20 protein-coding genes are annotated in these 22,867 nt (G+C 35.8%); 12 read left to right on the top strand and 8 right to left on the bottom strand.

Annotation, left to right across the window (positions count from 1 at the left end; translation table 11 throughout):
• Positions 1–13: 13 nt before the first annotated feature.
• From thiP to AC5LXV_RS12265, 5 genes are all read left to right on the top strand, one after another.
• On the top strand, positions 14–1,594 hold the full coding sequence (gene thiP, locus AC5LXV_RS12285; RefSeq protein WP_493466606.1) for a thiamine/thiamine pyrophosphate ABC transporter permease: 1,581 nt from the start codon (positions 14–16) through the stop codon (positions 1,592–1,594).
• Positions 1,572–2,270, top strand: a complete 699-nt coding sequence (gene thiQ / locus AC5LXV_RS12280; RefSeq protein WP_493460190.1) for a thiamine ABC transporter ATP-binding protein ThiQ — start codon at positions 1,572–1,574, stop codon at positions 2,268–2,270. The genes thiP and thiQ overlap by 23 nt, the downstream gene beginning before the upstream one ends.
• A 706-nt stretch (positions 2,271–2,976) precedes the next feature.
• Positions 2,977–4,329: a hypothetical protein gene (locus tag AC5LXV_RS12275; protein ID WP_493444989.1), complete on the top strand. Its 1,353-nt coding sequence runs from the start codon at positions 2,977–2,979 to the stop codon at positions 4,327–4,329.
• Positions 4,330–4,926: 597 nt separating this feature from the next.
• Positions 4,927–5,712 carry a hypothetical protein gene (locus tag AC5LXV_RS12270; RefSeq protein ID WP_493466605.1) on the top strand — a complete coding sequence of 262 codons (786 nt, stop codon included), beginning with the start codon at positions 4,927–4,929 and terminating at the stop codon, positions 5,710–5,712.
• A 143-nt stretch (positions 5,713–5,855) separates the two neighbouring features.
• Positions 5,856–6,524 (top strand): hypothetical protein, encoded by a 669-nt coding sequence (locus AC5LXV_RS12265; RefSeq protein ID WP_493466604.1) that lies wholly within the window; start codon positions 5,856–5,858, stop codon positions 6,522–6,524.
• 51 nt (positions 6,525–6,575) lie between these two features.
• Here AC5LXV_RS12265 and AC5LXV_RS12260 read toward each other — a convergent pair whose 3' ends face one another.
• The gene (locus AC5LXV_RS12260) at positions 6,576–7,418 is read right to left on the bottom strand and encodes an IS3 family transposase (protein ID WP_493466603.1); all 843 of its coding nucleotides are present in this window, start codon (positions 7,416–7,418) and stop codon (positions 6,576–6,578) included.
• Complete coding sequence (locus AC5LXV_RS12255) at positions 7,415–7,711, bottom strand: transposase (RefSeq protein ID WP_493466602.1); 297 nt, start codon at positions 7,709–7,711, stop codon at positions 7,415–7,417. The genes AC5LXV_RS12260 and AC5LXV_RS12255 overlap by 4 nt, the downstream gene beginning before the upstream one ends.
• Positions 7,712–7,876: 165 nt before the next feature.
• On the opposite strand from AC5LXV_RS12255, the gene cptA reads away from it, so the two are divergent.
• Together cptA and dinB are read left to right on the top strand one after the other, a co-directional pair.
• A complete protein-coding gene (gene cptA, locus AC5LXV_RS12250; protein WP_493466601.1) occupies positions 7,877–9,583 on the top strand; it encodes a phosphoethanolamine transferase CptA in 1,707 nt (568 codons plus the stop codon).
• Positions 9,584–9,655: 72 nt separating this feature from the next.
• A complete protein-coding gene (gene dinB, locus AC5LXV_RS12245; protein ID WP_493466600.1) occupies positions 9,656–10,711 on the top strand; it encodes a DNA polymerase IV in 1,056 nt (351 codons plus the stop codon).
• 92 nt (positions 10,712–10,803) lie between these two features.
• On the opposite strand, the gene AC5LXV_RS12240 is transcribed toward dinB, so the two are convergent.
• Both AC5LXV_RS12240 and AC5LXV_RS12235 read right to left on the bottom strand, forming a co-directional pair.
• The gene (locus AC5LXV_RS12240) at positions 10,804–12,240 is read right to left on the bottom strand and encodes a 6-phospho-beta-glucosidase (protein WP_493444986.1); all 1,437 of its coding nucleotides are present in this window, start codon (positions 12,238–12,240) and stop codon (positions 10,804–10,806) included.
• A gap of 13 nt (positions 12,241–12,253) precedes the next feature.
• The gene (locus AC5LXV_RS12235) at positions 12,254–14,125 is read right to left on the bottom strand and encodes a beta-glucoside-specific PTS transporter subunit IIABC (RefSeq protein ID WP_493466599.1); all 1,872 of its coding nucleotides are present in this window, start codon (positions 14,123–14,125) and stop codon (positions 12,254–12,256) included.
• 173 nt (positions 14,126–14,298) lie between these two features.
• Here AC5LXV_RS12235 and AC5LXV_RS12230 point away from each other — a divergent pair, with 173 nt between their 5' ends.
• On the top strand, positions 14,299–15,003 hold the full coding sequence (locus AC5LXV_RS12230) for a GntR family transcriptional regulator (protein ID WP_493451350.1): 705 nt from the start codon (positions 14,299–14,301) through the stop codon (positions 15,001–15,003).
• 84 nt (positions 15,004–15,087) lie between these two features.
• Here AC5LXV_RS12230 and AC5LXV_RS12225 read toward each other — a convergent pair whose 3' ends face one another.
• The 3 genes from AC5LXV_RS12225 to rph form a co-directional block, all read right to left on the bottom strand.
• Positions 15,088–16,188 carry an SIMPL domain-containing protein gene (locus AC5LXV_RS12225; RefSeq protein WP_493466598.1) on the bottom strand — a complete coding sequence of 367 codons (1,101 nt, stop codon included), beginning with the start codon at positions 16,186–16,188 and terminating at the stop codon, positions 15,088–15,090.
• A 137-nt stretch (positions 16,189–16,325) separates the two neighbouring features.
• On the bottom strand, positions 16,326–16,973 hold the full coding sequence (pyrE, locus tag AC5LXV_RS12220; protein ID WP_493444982.1) for an orotate phosphoribosyltransferase: 648 nt from the start codon (positions 16,971–16,973) through the stop codon (positions 16,326–16,328).
• Between the two features lie 13 nt (positions 16,974–16,986).
• Positions 16,987–17,703 (bottom strand): ribonuclease PH, encoded by a 717-nt coding sequence (gene rph / locus AC5LXV_RS12215; protein WP_493444981.1) that lies wholly within the window; start codon positions 17,701–17,703, stop codon positions 16,987–16,989.
• A 159-nt stretch (positions 17,704–17,862) separates the two neighbouring features.
• Here rph and AC5LXV_RS12210 point away from each other — a divergent pair, with 159 nt between their 5' ends.
• The 3 genes from AC5LXV_RS12210 (at position 17,863) to AC5LXV_RS12200 (ending at position 20,717) form a co-directional block, all read left to right on the top strand.
• Positions 17,863–18,729 carry a YicC/YloC family endoribonuclease gene (locus AC5LXV_RS12210; RefSeq protein ID WP_493466597.1) on the top strand — a complete coding sequence of 289 codons (867 nt, stop codon included), beginning with the start codon at positions 17,863–17,865 and terminating at the stop codon, positions 18,727–18,729.
• A gap of 4 nt (positions 18,730–18,733) precedes the next feature.
• Positions 18,734–19,621 (top strand): DMT family transporter, encoded by an 888-nt coding sequence (locus AC5LXV_RS12205; RefSeq protein ID WP_493466596.1) that lies wholly within the window; start codon positions 18,734–18,736, stop codon positions 19,619–19,621.
• Between the two features lie 181 nt (positions 19,622–19,802).
• Positions 19,803–20,717 carry a hypothetical protein gene (locus AC5LXV_RS12200; protein WP_493466595.1) on the top strand — a complete coding sequence of 305 codons (915 nt, stop codon included), beginning with the start codon at positions 19,803–19,805 and terminating at the stop codon, positions 20,715–20,717.
• Between the two features lie 265 nt (positions 20,718–20,982).
• Here AC5LXV_RS12200 and AC5LXV_RS12195 read toward each other — a convergent pair whose 3' ends face one another.
• Positions 20,983–21,237, bottom strand: coding sequence for an MATE family efflux transporter (locus AC5LXV_RS12195; RefSeq protein WP_493468000.1), 255 nt, complete (start codon positions 21,235–21,237; stop codon positions 20,983–20,985).
• A gap of 524 nt (positions 21,238–21,761) precedes the next feature.
• Between AC5LXV_RS12195 and AC5LXV_RS12190 the strand changes: the two genes are divergently transcribed.
• Complete coding sequence (locus AC5LXV_RS12190; protein WP_493466594.1) at positions 21,762–22,784, top strand: SEL1-like repeat protein; 1,023 nt, start codon at positions 21,762–21,764, stop codon at positions 22,782–22,784.
• Positions 22,785–22,867: the final 83 nt, after the last annotated feature.

The following is a 22,867-nucleotide window of genomic DNA, read 5'->3' as shown; positions in this document are numbered from 1 at the left end:
AACTGTACTACCAATGTTAAAATTTAAATCGTTACTACCGGGAATCAGTGCTGCTAGCTTAATTCTTATTATATTAGGCTCAGCACTCATTGCTATCTGGCGATTTGCCTTACAATCAGGTAATGTAGCGATCTATCTAGATAGCTATGTACTGCATATCGTTTGGATCACCTTTTATCAAGCTTTATTATCGACAATACTTTCGCTTACATCGGCAATCCTAATGGCTAAAGCTCTCTCCTTAATTGAGTTTAAAGGTAAACGATTATTGATAAAGTTAATGCCAGTTACCTTTATTCTGCCGGCCTTAGTGGTGGTGACAGGATTATTATCGGTGTACGGTCAACAAGGGGTACTGGCTTACTTGTGCCAACTACTGCATATACCATTCTCATTTTCAATTTATGGATTAAAAGGAATTTTATTGGCGCATGTTTTTTTAAATTTTCCTTACGCATGCGCGCTATTTTATCAAACGTTAAACAGTGTTCCTATTGAACAAAGACAGCTCGCTGCACAACTTAACTTTTCAACCTTTACCTTTTTTAAATTACTCGAGTGGCCTTTACTTCGTAGACAAATATTGCCTATGGCGGCACTTATTTTTATGCTCTGCTTTTCGAGTTTTGCCATTGTCCTCGCTCTTGGCGGAGGCCCTAAATATACCACGTTAGAAGTGGCTATCTATCAAGCAGTGCGTGACTTTGACCTATTACAAGCAGCATTGCTTGCTTGTGTGCAGTTGCTTTGCTGTGTGGCGTTTATCGGTTTAATGCAAAAAATCAACAAAACTGGAACAAAATTTACTGTCACATTTAGTGACACAAACTATCGATTACCGACAGCCAATTGGCTAAAAGTTATCAGTATGTTTGTTATCATCAGCGGTGGACTATTTATCTTTTTACCAATGCTCACCATATTGATTCAAGGTATCTTTTTTTTCCGAATTTCATTGTTAACATTCATGTTACTACAAGCGTTACTGTTTTCAATCGTTATCGCTTTTGGCTCTGCCATGATTGCGATGTTACTTGGTTTGTTGTTGCTGTGGACAAATAGTCGACTGTTAATCAATCAGCAGCGTCAAATAAGCAATCGATTGATGCTGATAGCCTCACTTATCTTAGCCATACCGAGCATGGTATTGGCATCTGGACTATTTTTATTGCTATTTGGTTATAGCAATAACACGGTTTTTATCTGTTTATTAATTATGTTATGTAATGGATTAATCGCCTTACCTTTTATTCTAAAAAATTTAGCCATGCCATTGTATGACATCACAGCGCGTTATTGGCAGTTAACTCAGTCATTGAATATTAATGGTGTAGCCCATTTTTATTTAGTGGACTTTAAAGGATTGAAAAGTAAAATGTTAATGAGTTTTGCTTTTGCTGCAGTGTTATCATTGGGTGATTTTGGAGTAATAGCACTATTTGGTGGGCAGTCAGTTGCCACGTTACCTTATTATCTTTATCAACAGATATCGCATTATCATTACCAAGAAAGTATAGTAACAGCAACGATTTTATTACTTTTATCATTTAGTTTATTAGTTGTGATGGATTATGATCGAACTTCAAAAAATTGAATATCATTATAATGACTTCAAAATGCACTTTGCGCTAAATATTGCCGCTAAAGAACGAGTTGTTATTGTTGGTCCAAGTGGGGCAGGTAAAAGTACTTTACTCAGTTTAATTGCTGGATTTATTTTTCCTAACTCAGGGCAAATAATTCTAAATCAGCAGAATGTTACCTCAACTTTACCTGGCAAACGCCCTGTATCAATGCTATTTCAGAATAATAATTTATTTAGCCATCTCACTGTTGAACAAAATATAGCCTTAGGCATTAAACCCACATTAAAACTTAGTCGAACCGAACAAACCACAATTGACGATATTTTAGTTCGCATAGGACTAGAGGGCTTTAACCAACGCTATCCGGAACAACTATCAGGAGGGCAACGTCAACGAGTAGCATTGGCACGCTGTCTAATACAACATCGCCCTATATTATTATTAGATGAACCATTTTCTGCCCTTGACCAAGCATTACGTTTTGAAATGTTAGCCCTGGTCAATCAAGTTTGCTCAGAATTTAATCTTACCTTAATGATGGTCTCTCACTATTTGGATGATTCTCTTAACCACTTCTCACGCTGCTTAGTTATTGAAAATGGCAAGATTATTTTTAATGCAGCACCGAATCATCTGAAACAAAACGAAAATCAGAGGATTGCCAGGTTATTGGGTTTTAGATGATACTAATATCCTTGTTCAGATTATTAAAAGTCAAGTCAGATCATAACTTAAAGACTTTAATTGACAGATTAACTAATTGGAATAATGAAAAAATAACTTATATCAATTGTTTGATATTAACTTAGTAAAAAATAATTTAACACCAATACTTTCATCTTTTTATCGAGCTGAGCTTGCATTTATGACATCAATTAATCTTAAGTAATCTTTCAAGTTATATCTCGAAATTTTCCTGACAAATCTTTAATGTTTTAGCTTTTAAAAGTGTATGTAGCTTTTATAAAACGTAATATCAAAAGTCGAATATTAAGGCTTAAAAATGAAAAATTTTTTAGTTATAGCCAATATTAAATGATTAATTTTTCACAAAAATCTTGACGAACTCAATAAGTTAATTTTTTAAAATAGTTGCATAGTTATTTAAAATCATTATACTTCTTACCCCTCAAAGGTTAGTAGCCCACCATTTTAATTAAAAATCAAACAAAACATAAAGTTAAATGACATGGATGTCGAAATGAATTATAATTTTAAAAGCACAATATGGATAACCTATAACTTAAATTCGTTAAAGTTAAGCTCGCAAACTTTATATTTCGCTATAATTTATTTTTTATCGAAATTGCATGAAATTGCGCGGGTTTTATCGCAATCCTTGCAATGTTCCTTTTTATCTCGGCAGATGCTTTCAAGGTTAATGTTTGTTTTGCCGTTAATAGCTTCCTATTCTAGTCTGGCATTAACCTCTAAAACGTCAAATATAATTAATGGTAGTGCCCCATATTTAACCTTCGACGGTGGTCGCTCTCCGGCAAAAAATATTGACGCACTACTCGAAATATCTCTTTCGAATGGAGATAAATTTACCCCTACAAGCAATAATTCAAGTTTAACCAATCCAATTGAATTGCCTACTGCTGGTCAGAGTTTTGCTGATATTGGTATGTTAGTACCAACCAATACAGATTCTATTGCATTAGGTTCACTTATAGGTTCGCCCTATAATTATTGGGGGGATGATGATGGCGATGGTCAGGGGGTTAATGGTATAACTGTTACAGGTAGTTTAAATTTATCCATTGTTGATAAAAATAACCAACCAGTTGCCCGTAATGAAGTGCTTACTGTTTGTAATGCGCCGTATAAATTAACGTTATCTAGTACTGAAGGTGCATTAACAACACGTTATGGTGTACCGAATGAAAGTCATTTTAGTGCGAGTAATGTCAGTTATTATATTAATCCTAAGGCCGCACCAGTGATTTGTTTTGCAAAACCTAACATGAGACTCGGTGGTACAAATTTTTATCCTAATCAGAATGCTGGCCCAGCTTCCATTTGGAACCCTGATAAGGGATTTCTTATTCAGTCGGTTACGCCGTCGTCTTATGGTTCAAATTTTCCTACTACGGGAGCTAATGGTTTATATTTTGATTTAGAGATAGGTGGAGTTGCTCAACCTTTAACATGGAAGGAGGTTTCACCAAATGGTGATATTAAGGCGACGATGTCCAATTCAACAAATACCAGCGTTCGGGTCACCCTGAAAGGTCCTGCCGTTACTGAAAAAACGCAATGGGGCTCAAGTAATCCTGCTAGTATCGGTAAGCCATCTTTTCCTCAGGTATTTGAGTTAGTTGGCCTTGACAATAATAATAACGAAGTCGTCAAGTATGGTTTTGTGTTAAAGCAGTGGTTTGTCCCCCGTGGTGACGACCGACATAATGATATCTACTTTCCAACTGATGTCTCATCTTGGTGTACTAAAATTGGATATCGGTTACCTATGATTGAAGATTTAACCAACGCAGTTAATGGAAATGTCAGCGGTGCTATACCTGCATCATCCGGTAATCATTACCAACGTAATATTGGTGCTGGATTTTTTACGGAGTGGGGGGTCGTGGGTGATTATTTTAGTCTCACCTACACGGACTTTTATTATTGGGCGAATGATGGCATGAATCAAAACGATAAGTATGTCGTTTCGCCTCGGGGCGGCATAGTTCCGATTAGTGCCAGTTGGCAACGCTGGCACGGATTGTGTACCTATCCTTAGCGCTTATTCTTACTCCTTGGGTAAGGGAACTAGGAATAGGTTAAGTAGAGTTAGAAAGCTAAAAAATAACTGTTTTGCCAAGGCAATGACGCTAATCAAGTGGGCAATAAAGAGCGATTTTGTGACATTAGCGTTAACCATCCGCTCTAATTGGGCGGATTTTATTTTTGAGAAATGGAGTTTTTTTACAGTAAATTTTTTAATCAAGCAACATCGACTGTCGGCATAGACTATTTGCTTATTTTCACAAAAAATAAACTGTTTTATAAAGCGCCTATAAATATGGTAAATAACATTTGTTTATTATTGTTTATTCTAATTAGTTGCTGTATTGAGAGTATCGTTTAGGTTATTTAAGCCAGATATATTGAATAAACCTTTACCACTTAATCTTGTTGTTTCAAAGTGTAGCTATTACAGATCTTTAGTAAAACGTTTACAAGTGTTAACAATTCTATTCGGATAATAGGTTGCGATAAATTTTTTCCATCTTTATACTAGTCCTTTCTTTTTTAAAGAAAAAGAATGGCTATAATTCGGTCGAATAGAATTATTGAATGCAAATTAAACATAAGGTTATTCAATAGGATAGTCGAAATGCATTATAATTTTCAATACCAAACATGGATAACCAATAATTCAAATTTTTCTAATTTTGGTAATGGACGTTCAATGTTTAACCATAATTTATTTTTTCTTAAAACTTTAGAATCTTTGCTAAGATGGATTCGGCAATGCTTATTATCTTCTTGGATAATTTCAATGTTATTATTTTTTTCGATCTTAGTAATTTCTCACCGTAGTTATGGATTAACATCTATTACATCAAATTTTATTTATGGTAATGCACCCTATTTAACCTTTGATGGTGGTCGTACTCGTGTGACGAATACTGACGGTCTACTTGGAATAACTTTATCAAACGGTACTAGCTTAACTCCGGCAAACAATATTTCAAGTGCTGCTAATCCTATCGAATTACCCTATGGCGATAGTTTTGCAGATATTGACATGTTTGTGCCAACTAATCTTGATTCAGTGGAATTAAATTTACTTATTAGGGCACCATACAATTATTGGGGTGATGATGATGGCGATGGTCAGGGTACTAACGGTATTTTGGCTGATGGTCATTTAACTTTATCTATCGTAGATAATGATGACCAAGCTGTCGCGCGTAGTGCGAGTTTGGATATATGTAAATCGCCTTATAAATTGACATTAACTAATGTTCCGGGCTCCTTAAGTACGATGTATGGTTTTCCTAAAACTACAGAGTTTAATCGTGGAAGTGTAATCTATTACATTAATCCGGGTAATGTTTCTCCAAAGGTTTGTTATGCTCAGCCTAATAAAGAATATGGTTCTTTGATGGATACATAGACTTTCGTGGCCCTGTTTCAATGTGGAATGAATATAAGGGTTTTATTCCTCAGTCAACTAATTCATCTGGCTATGGTTTAAATTTTCCTACTACAGGTGCTGATCATTTATATTTTTATTTAATTATAGGTGGAAGTGGGCGTTTGAATTGGGCTCCTGTTACTCTTAGTGGTATCACAGCTTCAATGGAGCCAGATTCTTCAGGTTCAAGTGTTAAAGTATTATTAACCGGTCCTGTTGCCACAGAAGCACAATGGGTTTCTAATAAACCTGATGAAATAAAACAAATATCTAGACCGGAATTACCTCAAACATTTGAGTTAGTTGGCAAAGATGATACTGGTAATGTTGTGGTTAAGTATGGATTTACTATAAAGCAATGGTTCTTGAACCGTGGTAACGTATATTCTGACTTTAATTCTTCTGAATTATGGTGTGGCAAACTTAATTACCACTTAGTGCAGGTAAAAGATTTAACTAATGCAACTTGTAATGGCGCAAGTTCAGGTAGCCATTGTATAGGAGCTGAGGGCGCTGCCGTAACTACTCATCCATCACCAAATAATTATTATCAGCGTGTCATTGATGCAGGATTTCTGGCCGAATGGGGCGATGTTGAATTTTATGGTTCTAATAGCTCTATGTCAGGTTCAGCTGCTAATTTTTCAGGTTCTTATTGGACGCGAGACGAGGCAGATAGTATCAACAACTTCGTGATCGATTCTCCCCATGGATCTGTTTTTAGATGGGATAAAACAAGCATTGATAGAGACCATACTCTTTGCGTCTCTCATCCTAGATCTAGCCGTTAAATCATTTCTATAGTTTCCCCTTATTCGTGTAACTGGAATGTCTACCCTTTTTCATACAACAAAATTAAGGGGTAACTGTTTATTAAATGCCATCGGCGTCAAATAACCTAATGATGAATGCAGCCGATTGTTGTTGTACCAATATGCATAAGCAGAAAAATGTTGTCGTAGTTCATTGGTATTGGTGAATATCTCATTTTTGACAAATTCCGTTTTAATTGTCTTAAATGTCGCTTCAGCAACGGCATTATCGTAAGGACATCCTTTATGGCTCAATGAGCGAGTGATACCAAATACCTCAAAACAACTATCGAGTAATTGATTATCAAACTCTTTTCCTCGGTCTGAATGAAATAGTGCGATTGAGGATAATGGTGCTTTAATTTGGCTTAATGCTTGCATCACAAGCTCTGCTGTTTTGTGTTGTCCAACACTGAATCCGGCTATCTTTCGTGCTGAGAGTTCGAGTAATACACACAGATAATTCCATTTTTGCCCCACTTTTATATAAGTTAAATCAGCGACAATAACATTTGCTTTTGCACCAACAGTAAAATTTCGCTGTAATACATTGGCAATCGCAACAGTATTAACTTCTTTAGAATGGTTTTTATAACGTTTTACGGTATATTTTGATTTCAATGATAATGCTTTCATGACTCTAGCCACATAACGACGCGATACGATTATACCTTGATTTGACAACGCTTTTCGTATCCGTCGCGTACCATAAGATTGATAACTACGATTAAAAATAGATTGAATCTCTTGTGCATACTTTAAAACTTTTTTTTCAAGGCGCGTTTTGCACTGATAATAAAAGTAATGCCTTGATACACCTAAACATCGACACAACCAACTCAATGAATGGCGATGTCGATTTGATTGTATCACTGCGATTTTCGTGCCATTATCAGTGCGGCTTGCTTTAGGATATCGTTTTCCATCAATAACCTTTTATTCTCTTTGCGCAAGGCTAGCAACTCATTATCCTCAGGACTTCGATTATCTTTAGTTTTGAATGAACCTGTTGTGGAGTATTGTGTTATCCATCTATCTAATGCTGATGGCGTTAACTCATACTGTAAAACTAATTCACTGCGGGCTTTACCTTGTTGATAGAGCGTTACCATCTGCTGTTTAAAATCATCTGTATAGGTTCGTCTTTCTCGTCGTTTTATTTTCATCGTATTTTCCTTTTTTAGAGTAGTTTATCTTATCCCTTAAAAAAGTTGTACGATTAGTGTAGCCTATCCATAATGAATAAATAATCTTATAGTAGCCTCTTAAGGTTTTGTTAATCTGCTTTTGTTAGTTTAGTGACACTTTTTTATTTGTGATTAATTGTAGCTATGCAAAAGTTAGATAACTCTAGGAATTTTAATTGGTGTTCGTTAGTTTATGTTATTTTGTATTTTTGTTACTTTTCAAGTGCGTTGCAACTTTATATTGCACTGTCGGGACATGCTAATTTTACTGGTTTGCGGGATTCGATAATTTATAGCTTAATTTGGTTGGTGCCGATACTATTTTTTCCTAATATTACCAAAAAATATGCCGCTATATATGGCCTTGTCATCGGTGGATTGTCATTAATTTCCATTGGTTATTTTACTATTTATCGACAAGAATTTTCACAAAGTGTCTTTTTTGTGATGGCGGAGTCGAATTTCAATGAATCACACGAATTTATTGCCCAATATTTGAGTATTAAGTTAATCGCGGTGCTAGTGATTTATAGTTTGGTTGGGATCTTATTGTGGTTTAAAGTTAAACCTATATATGTCAAGAATATGACTAAATGGCTAGTGTCGATAGTGATTATAATATATGCCTTGATGCCGCTGTTTATTAGTTTAGTGATCAAAAAGACGTCGTTGGAACGTGCAACTGAGCATTTGCTACTTCGGATGGAAACTACAGTGCCATGGCAATTAGTCACCAGTTATCTCGCCTATCGTTCGCAATTGTCTAATATGGAAGATATCTTAAATCATCTACAAACCTTACCTGAATTTGAAAATTTAACTGATGCCAATGGTAATACCCCAAGAACCTTAGTGCTGGTCATTGGTGAATCGACCACGCGTAATCGGATGGGAATTTATGGTTATGAACGTGATACGACACCGTTAATCGAGCAATTTAAGAAAGATAATCCCGGTTTTGTGGTGTTTAATGATGTGGTTTCTTCACGGCCTTATACTATTGAAATATTGCAACAAGCACTAACCTTGGCCGATGAGCAACATCCTGATTTATATCTTACTAAACCCTCATTAATTCATTTGATGAAGCAGGCTGGTTATAAGACGTTTTGGATCACCAATCAACAAACCATGACAAAACGTAATACGATGTTAACGATGTTTTCTCAGCAAGCGGATGAGCAGTATTATATGAATAATGATCGGAATCAGAATTCAAGGCAATATGATACTTCTGTTTTTGTGCCGTTTAGAAATGTACTTAACGATCCAGCTGAAAAGAAATTTATTGTTATCCATCTACTCGGTACACATATTAAATATGAGCTGCGCTATCCTGAAGGTGATGAATATCAACGTTTTAATGACAAATCAGGTTTAACTTTCGATTTGGATGACGATAAGTTAGCGGTTTATAACAGTTATGATAATGCAGTCGCATTTAATGATTTTGTTACTAGCAAATTATTTAATCTGTTTAAGGAAAATGATCCTAATGGCTTTATGCTGTATTTTTCTGATCATGGTGAAGATGTCTATCAAACTGCGCCACATGAAGTTTTAGGTCGTAATGAAAAGGCACCAACGAGGGTGATGTATACCGTTCCATTTATGCTATGGCAATCGCCTAAATGGTTGGCAAATCATCCTAATGATTTCCAATCCTATGTAAATCGAAAATTTAGTACACAGGATTTAATTCATACTTGGTCTGATTTGGCAGGCCTTAGCTTTAATGATTATCAACCGCAAAGAAGTATTGTGAATAAAAACTTTGTGCAAGCAATTCGTTGGATTGGCGATCCTCATGATAAAAAGGGGTTAAAGGATTTCGATAAGTTGGCTAAATAGTGATTTACAGATAAGATAAAGGTATGATATTGTATATTTATACAGTTATTTTTAGATGTTATTACCCCCTTTATGCGAAAAATTATTCATGTCGATATGGATTGTTTTTATGCCGCTGTTGAAATGCGAGACAATCCTCGTTATCGTAATGTGCCGATAGCCGTAGGTGGCGATCCGCGTAAGCGGGGCGTGGTAGCAACCGCTAATTATATCGCTCGTCAATACGGCGTGCATAGTGCGATGTCAATGGCACAGGCAATTAAGCTGTGCCCAAATCTGAAGGTTATTCCCGGGCGTCATGCTGTTTACAAAGAAGTCTCCAATCAAATTCATCAAATATTTAAACGTTATACTCAAGTCATTGAAACTCTTTCGCTCGATGAGGCTTATTTGGATGTGACTGACTGTAAGCTTTGTCATGGTTCAGCTACGTTAATCGCCCAAGATATTCGCCAAGCCATTTATAAAGAGCTTGAATTAACCGCTTCGGCAGGTGTGGCTCCACTGAAGTTTTTGGCTAAAATAGCATCTGATATGAATAAGCCAAATGGACAATATGTGATTACGCCTGATCAGGTTGAAGCGTTTATCGAAAAGCTTCCACTTAAAAATATCCCCGGAGTCGGTAAAGTGACCGAGAAGAAATTAGCCGAATTGGGTCTGTATACTTGCCAAGATGTGGTTAATTATGATCTAACCAAATTACTTAATCAGTTTGGTAAGTTTGGACGTATTTTATACGAACGTTGCCAAGGGATTGATGAACGCGAAGTTTGTAACGATCGGCAACGTAAGTCGGTTGGCGTAGAGCGTACTTTGGTCGATGATATCCATAGTTGGGATGAGTGTTTAGCGCAATTTGATCCGCTGTTTGACGAGTTGGAGAAGCGGTTAAGCAAAGTTCGTTCCGATCTCTCTATTGCTCGACAAGGGGTGAAATTTAAGTTTGATGATTTTCAACTCACTACACAAGAGCATGTGTGGTCAAAGTTAGATAAAACTGATCTGATTGAACAAGCTCATAAAGTTTGGTTAGAAAGACGCAATGATCGAGGCGTTAGGTTAATTGGTTTTCATGTGACGTTGATTGACCCACAAGTTGAAAAGCAATTAATTTTTAACTTTTGATAGGGCGCTTTGTTTAGCGAGGGGGAGTTATTAAGAAAGGATCTGTTTAGAACATTAAAATCAGATCCTTTGTTCTTATTGTGACTAACTAGCTATTTTAAGCTTTGACCATTGGTCTTAATCACATTTTTATACCACTCAAACGACTCTTTTTTATAGCGTTTCATGCTGCCGTTACCTTCGTTGTCACGATCAACATAAATCACACCATAGCGTTTTTTCATTTCGCCAGTCGTGAATGATACCACGTCGATAATACCCCAAGCAGTGTAACCAATTACGTCAACACCATCGTAATCCATCGCTTTTTGCATCGCTTTAATATGCGCGCCTAGGTATTCGATACGTGGTTTATCGTGAATTTGGTTGTCGTGCTCAAGTTCATCAATTGCACCAAAACCATTTTCAACAATAAATAGTGGCAGTTGATAACGATCGTATAAGCGATTGAGTGTATAACGTAAACCTTCTGGATCGATCGGCCAACCCCAGTCACTGCTTTTAATGTATGGATTTTCAACTGCATTTGGTAATGCACCATTGACGATATTGTCGCGGTTGTCGTTGTTAACATCTGCTTTTACCACAGTTGACATATAGTAACTAAAACCAATGTAATCAACGGTACCTTGCTTCAAGCAAGCTAAGTCTTCTTCGGTGATATCAAGTTGGTAGCCTTCACGTTCAAACTCTTTTAATGCATATGATGGATAATAGCCACGAACATGTACATCAGGGAAGAAGAAGCGTTGGTGCATAGCGATTTCTGATGCCATCATATCTTCTGGATTACAAGAGTATGGGTAAATAGGCACGTGAGAAATCATACATCCAATTTCAAAATTAGGATTAATTTTTTTACCAGCAATAACTGCTTTAGCGCTGGCTAGTAATTCGTAGTGTGCCACTTGATAAAGTACTTCTTGTGGATTTTCACCCGGTTTAACTTGTACACCAGAGTTAGTCCAGAAGAAAATTGGGTTACTGGTATCCATTTGGTTGTTGATTTCGTTGAAGGTCATCCAATATTTGACTTTGTTTTTATAACGTTCAAAACAACTAATGGCAAAACGTTCAAAGAACTCTACTGTTTTACGATTTCTAAATCCACCATATTGGCGAGCGATATGTAATGGAATTTCAAAGTGAGAGAGAGTAATAACTGGCTCAATGCCATTGGCAATGAGTTCATCAAACACGTCATCATAAAATTGTAGCCCCGCTTCATTTGGTTCTAGTTCATCACCTTTCGGAAAGATTCGTGTCCAAGCAATTGAGGTACGAAGACATTTTAGACCAAGTTCAGCAAACAGTTTGATATCTTCTTTATAATGATGATAAAAGTCGATTGCGGTATGATTTGGGTAAAATTTACCGGCTTCGATATCTTGAGTGATTTGTCTTGCAACACCATGCGCGCCAGCGGTCATGACATCAACCACACTTGGTCCTTTGCCCCCTTCATTCCAGCCACCTTCGAATTGGTGAGCAGCTAATGCGCCGCCCCATAAAAATGGTTTTTTAGTCATTTTTGGTTCCTTGTTATTGCTTAATTTCGAATATGATATCGTCAAGATTTACATCTTTATTTTCAGTTAATGTGATCAACTGGTATTGATCGGTGTTAACAATAATTATCGGGGTAATTAAAGGATAACCCGCTTGTTTGATCGCTTGAGGATCGAAGCTGATTAATAAATCACCTTGGTTAACTTGTTGTCCCTTAGTGATATGATAATTAAATTCATTATTAGTTAGATTAACGGTATCAATACCAACGTGAATTAATAATTCCACACCGTTATCGAGGACCAATCCGACCGCATGTTTTGAACTTTCAAACACTGCACTAACGACGCCATCAAATGGTGCATAAACATGATTATCAGTTGGTTCGATGGCAATACCTTCACCCATTAATTTTTGGGCAAATGCTGGATCGGGTACTTCGCTCAGCGGTAATGCTTTACCAATCATTGGGCTAGTAATATTGATTTTATCAAGCATAACTTTTGGTGTGTCGTTTTCGATTTTTTCATTATTTAACTTGTTTTCATTAGTACCCAAAATTTGCAGAAGAATAACAGGTCCAAATAATGCTATTGCTGAGCCAATTGCTACACCGATGATTGAACCATAATGTTCTGGATTAATCGCATTTACAATGGTCAAAGGTCCGGGTAATGCGGCATAGGTATAGTAGTAAGGTGTAAAGAAACCGGCGACCATACCACCAATTGCAGCACAGACACAACCATAAATAAATGGTGTTTTAAAGCGTAGATTAACCCCATAAATCGCTGGTTCAGTGATACCAAATAGACCTGTCACAAAAGCTGAGATTGATACTCCTTTCATCTCTTTAGAACGAGTTTTGAGGTAGAATCCTAATGCCGCACCGACTTGACCAATTACCGCAATAGTTTGGTAGGCTTGGAAGGAATCTTTACCATATGTATGAATATTTTCAATAATAACTGGTGTAATACCCCAATGGACACCGAAAATAACAAGAACTTGCCAAAAAGCACCGATAATTGCACCGGCTATCCATGGCGCAAGATTGACAATCCAGTTGTAACCACTTGCTAGATAGTGTGCTGCGCTAGCAGTAATCGGGCCAATCACTAATAAAGTTAGTGGTACCATAATAACTAGACAAATCAATGGCATTACTAACGGTTTGATAATGCTATGTAAGCGAGGCTCTAAAAGGCGTTCTAAATAAGAAAGTAACCAGACTAAAAATAGTGGTGGTAATACGGTTGACATATAAGTGGTTTCAGATAGTGGTAAACCGAATAAATCAAATGTTCCACCATCCTTAATCAATTTAGCAATCTCAGCCCATGTTGGTGACAGCAGTGCTGCACAACACGCTACCGCAATGTAGATGTTACAACGGAAATGTTGCGATGCGGTAATAGCAATAAAGATCGGTAAAAAGGTGAATGGTGCCCAAGAGATAAAACTAAATACTTGGCAAGTGTTTGTTTTTTCAAAACCTGGGAAGGCCAGATTAATTAAAATCAAGATCCCTTGTAATATCCCTGCTCCGGCTAACACATAAACAAATGGTGCAAAAACCGCTGACATTGTCGCGATAATCCGATTCAAAATATTACTTTTGCTATTTGCATCAATCTTATTATTACCGCTCATCAGTTGAGTAAATGCACTATAGACTTTATCAACATTAGTGCCGATAACGACTTGAATCTGTCCACCTTTTTCAACCACCGTGATAACACCGGGAAAGCTGGCAATTTTTTCTTTGGCATTTTCAGGGGTGGATTGCGTCACGACACGTAAGCGAGTTGCGCAACGAGCGACAGAAACAATATTATCTTCACCGCCTAACTCATTTAGGATATCAACTGCTAATTTATTATAATCTCTAATTTTAGATGACATTAACTAAGCTCCTTTCAACAGGTAAGAAAGCCTATATTATTCCTAAAATAAAAATTGTTAATTACCAATTTTATTGTTTGTGATCTAGATCCCGTTTTTAGCAATTTTGATTTATTTATTTCAAAAAAAGTATAAAATGACGAACTATTTAGATAAATATTAAAGAACTACTAATGTTAAAATACCAAGATGTGGCAGCAAAAATTCAGCAGGCAATTTATCAACAAAATTTGCCTAAAGATACGCAATTGCCTAATATCGAGGGGTTAATTCAACAGTATCAAGTTAGCCGTACTACAATCATCAAAGCACTAAATCGTCTTGAAAGACATGGAGTCATTTATCAAATACAAGGCAGTGGCATATTTGTTAGGCAGCCGAAAAAACGCGGTTATCTTAATTTTTTAGAGAGCCATGGTTTTAGTGTTGACTTAAATGACTTACCGGGCGCCTCACAAGTATTTAATGTTGATGTTATCCAACCTAATGCCAAAATCAGAGAAAATTTGCAATGTGAAGATGATGAACAGGTCTATTATATAAAACGTTTACGATTGGTTGAAGGCAAGGTATATGGCTTTGAACAATCTTATTATCGTAAAAAAATTGTCTCTTATCTTAATCGTGAAATTGCTGAACATTCCATTTTTAGCTATGTAAAAGATATTTGTAAAATCAATATTGGTTTTTCAGACAAATATTTTAAAGCTATAAAATTAGATGAAGAGATCGCCCCTTATTTAGGATTAAATCCTGGCGATCCTGCATTATGTGTGGAAGAGATCTTTTATACCACCGCAGGTGAACCCTTCGATTTTTCACAAATTATTTACCACTACGACAACGCACAATTCTATGTTCAAAGTCATTCGAAATAGTCAGCAAGATTTCATTTAGTTAATGATTTATTAACCAAATGAAATCTAATCAATCTTAATTACCTTATATAGACTTGTATTAAATCAGTTGTGCTCGACCTTTTTAAGGGTTTCGAATGAGCCTGATAAGGTTAGGGTGATTTCATATTCAGGTGGGGTATAAATATCAACATCACTAGAGCCCATTGAAGCCATTCTCAACATTTGATTACTGCTATAGTTATATCTTTCATGAATTGCTTCAGGATATCTTGATTGAAATTCAAGTGAAATAGGTGCACCAACGACATATTGTTTAGCTATTAAGCGCTCAACTTTAGAGGTTAATTGATTTAATAAAAGAGTTTCATGTTTTTTTACTGCGGTTTGAATGGCTTCTGGTGATACGCTGTAAGAGATATCATTATTGACTTGCATTTTTAACTCTTGTGCTTTGGCAATAATTTTACCGATAAGATCGAGTTTATTTATTTTTATCTTTAAAGTGTTGTTAACAAAATAGCGTTGCTCATTAATTGTATCTTTATCAATTGGGGAGACAGATGAACTTTTAATTGAAAAGTTAGTTAATCCAATTTTTTTTAATTCATTTGTAATGCTAGTATATTTTTGGTACAGATCTTCTTTTGTTTTGCTTTCACTATTACCTACGGAAACAATTTGGAATAGATAATAGTTAGTTAACTTATCCGTTTCAAACGGAGAAATATTATTTATATTATATTTATCAAGGGTTTTATTTAGATTGATAAAACTGTCATTATTATCAATATTTATTACGACATTAAGAGTAGCCTGATAATTGGTATTTTCTTGATCGTCTTCTTTTTCAATAGTTTTGACACTATTTTTGTAGTCAATAGTGACTAGATTATCGTCAGTGATATTCAGTGTGCTTAGATAGCTTTTTAATTTCTTCATTGTGTTAACGTTAAGATCTGAAGCTTCAGTTGGAGTTGTTCCCTCTGTTTCTAACGTGATGGAAAATTCGACGGTATCAGGTTTTAGTTTAATGCTATCGATAATACTTGAGGTAATTTCTCCTACTGGTATGAGATTCTTGCCATATTTTAATTGTTGTAGTTCTAAATAAGAATTACTGACGTTTAACTCGTTATATTTTGCCTCAGATGAAAATATGGCGCTTATATTGAGTAAAAGAATTAATATAATTTTTCTTTTCATTTTATTTCCTTAATTCAGTGTTGTTAAATGGGCTAGCAAAGTAGATTTAATTTAGAAAGATGTGATATATGGTAATTAATTTAACCAAAAAAATGTAAAAACATTCAAATATAAAAAAAGCGTCTTACGACGCTTGATTATTTAATTCCATATTCAGCACGATAAGCTTCCACTTGTGAGACTTGATCTTTACGTGATGGATCTTGATAAAGATAATGGATTAGATCATCTAAAGTAATAATTGAAATCACATCGCAATGATAAGTTTGTTTGATTTCTTGAATAGCGGATAAATCACCGCGGCCTTTTTCTTGGCGATCTAGACAAATTAAAACGCCTGCAAGTTTAGATTGATTATCTTCCAAAATTCGCATTGATTCGCGAATGGCAGTACCGGCAGTAATTACATCATCAACCAACATAACGCGTTGCTGATAAATTGAACTACCGACTAAGTTACCACCTTCACCGTGATCTTTGGCTTCTTTGCGGTTAAAGCAATAAGGAACATCAACATTGTGGTGTTCAGATAGGGCTACAACGGTTGATGAAACAATTGGAATACCTTTGTAGGCAGGACCAAAGATGACATCATATTTTAAATTGGCATCCATCAAGGCAGCGGCATAAAAACGACCTAATAACGCTAAATCCTTACCGGTATTAAATAATCCTGCATTAAAAAAGTAAGGACTTTTTCGACCTGATTTTAGGGTAAACTCACCAAATTTTAGGGCTTGCCTATCTAAAGCAAATTCAATAAATTCACTTTTATATGATTTCATCTATCCTCTCCAATTAAGCTGTTAAAGCTTGTTTTTGTGCTTCAGTAATGGTAGTAATACCATTTTTGGCTAGTTCTAATAGGGTTAATAATTCTTCATGGCTAAAAGGTTCACCTTCGGCGGTACCTTGCACTTCGATGATACGACCATCGTCAGTCATTACTACATTCATATCTGTTTCAGCATTAGAATCTTCAATGTATTCTAAGTCGCACACTGCTTCACCATTAACAATACCTACCGATACCGCAGCCACTAAAGATTTAATTGGGTTTTGCTTAATTTTACCATTAGCTAATAAGGTGTTTACCGCATCAACCAGTGCAACACAAGCACCGGTAATCGATGCGGTTCTTGTGCCACCATCAGCTTGGATAACATCACAATCTAGCGTTATGGTATATTCACCTAATAATTTAAGATCAATCATAGCGCGGAGTGAACGGGCAATCAGGCGTTGAATTTCCATTGTACGGCCGGTTTGTTTGCCTTTTGCTGCTTCGCGTTGTGTTCTTGAATTGGTTGCACGAGGTAACATGCCATATTCAGCAGTTACCCAACCTTGATTTTGACCTTTTAAAAAACGGGGTACAGATTCATCAATTGTTGCATTACAAAGTACTTTGGTTTCACCAAACTCGACTAATACAGAACCTTCTGCATGCTTAGTGTAATGACGGGTAATTTTGATTGGGCGGACTTGTTCCGCGGATCGACCAGACGGGCGCATGCAATTCTCCAGCAGTTTTATTTAACAATTATTTTCGAGCTAATTTTTTTTAGGAGGACATCAACAGGAAAACGCTGATGTTTAGCCTAAGCTAAGGGCACATTATACAGAATTTGTGTTACAATGCATACTAAGTTTTTATAAATTTAGGAAGCTATTATGATTTCGAGTATGACTGCGTATGCAAGAAAAGAGGTAAACCGAGCATGGGGTAGTGCGTCTTGGGAGTTGCGTTCAGTGAATCAACGTTACTTAGAAACCTATATTCGTTTACCGGAACAGTTCCGTTCACTTGAACCGATCGTTCGTGAACGTCTTCGTGCTCGATTAACTCGTGGTAAAGTCGAATGTAACTTACGTTTTGAACTTGATCCAGCCGCGCAGCACCAAGAGTTATCATTAAATATAGAGCTCGCTAAACAAATATTATCCGCCGGTGATTGGATAAAACACGAATACCAAACAGGAGCAATCAATCCACTTGATGTTTTACGTTGGCCGGGTGTGATGTCGAGCAAAGAGCAGAATTTAGATGCAATATCGCAAGAAATTATAGTTTTACTTGAAAGTACAATAGATGAATTTATCGCGGTTCGCGAACGTGAAGGCCAAGCTTTAAGTGAATTAATCACTCAACGTTTAGCAGCCATCACGGTTGAAGTTGATAAAATTCGAAATTGGATGCCGCAAATTTTAGAGTGGCAAAAAGAACGTTTAAAAAGCAAAATAGCAGAGGCTAATATTGAACTTGATAGCTCACGTCTTGAACAAGAAATAGTGATGGTTGCACAAAAAATCGATGTGGCTGAAGAGTTAGATCGTTTAATGACTCATGTCAAAGAAACCTATTCAATCCTAAAGAAAAACGAAGCCGTAGGCCGTCGACTTGATTTTATGATGCAAGAGTTCAACCGTGAATCAAATACTATTGCTTCAAAATCAATCAATGCCGATGTTACTGCTAGCGCTATCGAACTTAAAGTCTTGATTGAACAAATCCGTGAGCAAGTACAAAATATCGAATAATTTAATGAGCAAGTACTTCGGTATTTTAGCGGTTATCTTAGCCTCGCTATTATGGGGCACAACGGGCACTGCTGCCACGTTTGCTCCCTCTTTATCGTCTTTATTTACTGGCGCATTTGCTATGGGTATTGGTGGAATATTGCAGTGCGGATTGGCAATACCTAGCATCATCCAAGCGCAATCGTTACTCAGATTGCATTATCGTTATTTGATTGTTGGTGCATTAGCGGTTGCTATTTATCCCTTAGCTTTTTATTCATCTATGCGCTTATCAGGCGTTAGTATAGGTACCGTTGTTTCGATAGGCTCAGCACCAATCTTGTCAGCAATTATTGAATATTTAAGTCGTGATTTCCAGTTCAGCAAGCAGTGGGCGATAGGCGCCTTATTGGGAATTATCGGTATGAGTATGTTGGCTTTTTCGGGAAATGAGGCAACGCAATACAGTCATCTCAGTTGGGGGATTTTATTAGGGTTAGTTGCTGGCCTTACTTATGCGCTTTACTCATGGTCAGCACGGCAATTAATGTTAAAAGGGATGAATAGTAAAGCAGCAATGGGGGCGACTTTTGGTGGAGGTGGATTATTATTAATCCCAGTGATGGTCATTACCGGCTCGGCTTTTTTGACAACATGGAATAATATAGCAGTTGGATTTTATATGGCATTGATTCCAATGTTTATGGGTTATTTATGTTATGGCTATGGATTATCAAAAATATCGGCCAGTATGGCTATTACCATCACGCTGTTAGAACCGGTTGTGGCGACAATCCTCGCGATATTGATTGTTGGGGAAGATTTATCTTTAATCAGTTGGCTTGGCATATTACTGATTTTTCTCTGTCTAATAATGGTTATCACATCAAATCTAAATAAAAAATCGTTTTAATTCAATTTATTCATCATCGTTTACTTTTCCGTAAGTTAGTCTAAAATGCACACGTCAAATTAATAAGATATTTCCTACTTTTATAGGAAAACTAAAGGAATTGACAACGATCATTTTACGTTAACTAAAAATTAAGTTTTTATGTTTCATCTGTTTTTAAAGGAGTAATAAGGAATAAAACATGAGCTTTACCGTTAGTCATTATCAATCATCACAAAAATTTAATTTGGTTTTAACCTTAGGTTTTTTCTTAGTGGGTATTATTGCTGCGATAATTTTGGGCATTATCTATTCAGTTATCTCTTATTATTCACCCATAATGTTACTTAATATCGTTATAGTTGTTGGTCTGGGATTGGCACTAGGTATTATTACTACTCAGTTTGCAAAATTAGCCAAAGTAAGAAATACCGTTGTCAAATTCGTCATGGGATTTTTTTTCTGTTTATTTGCTTATTATTCAAGAGTATGTGCTTTTGAAATTAGCCTTTTATCTGGCGATCAACTAGATTATGTTGAACTGTTTTTGTCACCGTTCTCAGTGTTTGACATTATGTTTAATGTTATTCTTCCAAACCGTGAAATAGCCATCACCAAAGGCTCAACGACAAGTAATATTTCTTTTTTCGTTTTGGCAATATTGTATTTTATCGAATTTCTCCTCTTCTTCTGTCCCTTAATTGTTGTACTGAAAATTGATGATTATTATTGTGAAGATTGTCAGGTTTGGTATCAAAAATATCGTTTTTTTTCATCAAGCATTCAAAATTTAGAATCTAATATCACTAATAATATAACTGGCAGTTATGCAGATGTGTTGTCACAACTGACTTTCTTTTCGGCTAAAAAAGGGTTTGCTAGCCAAGTCGATCAATCAGCTGATAGCCAAGATATTTTAGTTCATCATTATAGCAAATGTCCGAAATGTCAGCAAAAAAGTATACTTAGCATATATAAGAACTTATTGGAAAAAGGAAAAAAAGGGCAGGAGTTTAAGCTTTTTAGAAAGGGTATATTGGTTGAAAATGCTTATATTGATAATAAAACCGATGCATTATTTGTACAGCAAATAGCAGCATATTATCAATCCAAATGACTTTATAGGGGGCGTAATGCCCCGTTTTTATTGTTTGGCGAATGTCGATTTATGTTTGCTTTAAGCTATCAATATAACATTGCCTAAACAATGTTGGTTACTCCAAAAGCAACAGCAGTTAATGATCTCTCAAGTCATTCAAGTTGAAGAATAGTGGTAGAATATAAATCGATGGTAATAACCTTAAGAGTTGTCTTGTTAGGTTTAGCAAAATAGAGAATCTCGCTATAGCAAAAAATTGGAAGAGGCTAGTTGTTGCCATTTGCTAGCCTACAAAGACAAATGAAGACTTCGTATAACCTAATACAATGGCGGACATTGCCACTAAATCCACATCATAACTAAATGCTCTAATCAATACATCAGGCATAAAACAACCTAATATAAAGCCAACACTGCTAATTACGCTAGCAATTTTAACTAGGTAGATAAAGGCTTTCTTCACGCTGACATAATTATTAGAGCCATAATTATAACCAATAATAGATTGCATACCTTGGTTAATGCCGATAGCAGTAATAATCAGCGTAATTAGTCGGTTAGCATTAGCTTAATATGCAATTATATCGCAATGATTCTGATGGTTGTCGATTAGCTAACTTATGGTATAAATTATCAATTTCTGCCTATATATAGCCATTGTTTTGACACTATTAAGGTCGGTAGTGGCAGCAATTTTGACAGTATTAATTGTCTCTGAAAATTTATCATTATTCGGTTGGAATGATATATAGCTGATTATATTTTTCTACCAATGATTACAATATCATTATTTTGTGACAGGTTAGACAGATTTTCGTTTTACTCTATTTTAATATTGTTAATTATTAATTTTTTAATATAGCTAATATTATCTTGAATATCTCAAGATAATAAAATAGTTTAACGAAACTAGTTATCCGCAAACCTATTTTGAACGTTTAAAAAAACGCTAAACTATAAAATTTGTTTCTACTAGTAAATAAAATAGATAATGCTAGTAAGGTAGTGCCTCTTTTATTATAAATATAGCTAAATTTTAATGGATGAAAAGGAACAATGAATATGAAGAAAATACTTACTTTTGGATTATTAATTCTATGTTTAGTTGGATTTGCTAATGCACAATTATTAAATAATTTATCCTATGATGAAGTACTGAAACTAGCAACTGAAGAAAATGATCCGAATGCACAAAATGAGTTAGGTTATAGACTGGTGCAAGGTAAAGGGGTTCAACAAGATCCCCTGAAAGCGAAAGAATGGTTTGAAAAAGCCGCTGCACAAGGTGATACAGGGGCTGAATTTAATTTAGGCAATATGTATACTCTGGGTATAGGTGTTCCACAAGACTATGCTAAAGCTAAAGAGTGGTTTGAAAAAGCAGCAGCAAAGAATGATCAAGTTGCCCTATATAATTTAGCCGATATATATAAAGAAGGAAAAGGAGTTACTAAAAACCTAGCAAAAGCGAAAGAATTGTTTGAAAAGTTAGCTGAACAAGGTTTTGCTGACGCACAAGTTCGTTTAGGAAACATTTATTTCTTTGCTGAAGGGGTAAGCAAAGATCTTGTTAAAGCGCTATATTGGTATGAAAAGGCCGCCGATCAAGGTCAAGTAGTAGCCCAATATTATTTGGGATGCATGTATTTAGTTGGTGAAGGTGTTGAATTAGATCTCACTAAGGCAGTATATTGGTATGAAAAAGCCGCAGAACAAGGTCAACCAAAGGCTCAGTTTAATTTGGCTAAAATGTATGAAGATGGCGAAGGTATTGAAAAAGATCTGACTAAAGCGCTATATTGGTATGAAAAAGTGGCCGAACAAGGTAATGCAGATGTGCAATATTATGTAGGAGATATGTATTTCACTGGCGAAGGCACTAAAGAGGATCATTTCAAAGCTCGATACTGGTATGAAAAAGCTGCTGCACAAGGTCAACCAGAAGCTCTGTTTAATTTGGGCGTGCTTTATCGAAATGGCGATGGTGGTCTAAAAAAAGATTCTAAAAAAGCCATAGAATTGTTTAAAAAAGGTTGTGAAGCGGGTATCCAACATGAAATTTGTCTAAAGTTCATGAATGAGTAAAATGTGAATTAAGTAAGCGATTTAACAATTTAATTTTAAAGGGGTATTTAGTCCTAATGCTTATCATAAATTTAATTGACAAG

This window comes from Gilliamella sp. LMG 34359, from assembly GCF_984569085.1.
This window is presented reverse-complemented; position numbering and strand designations above follow the sequence as displayed.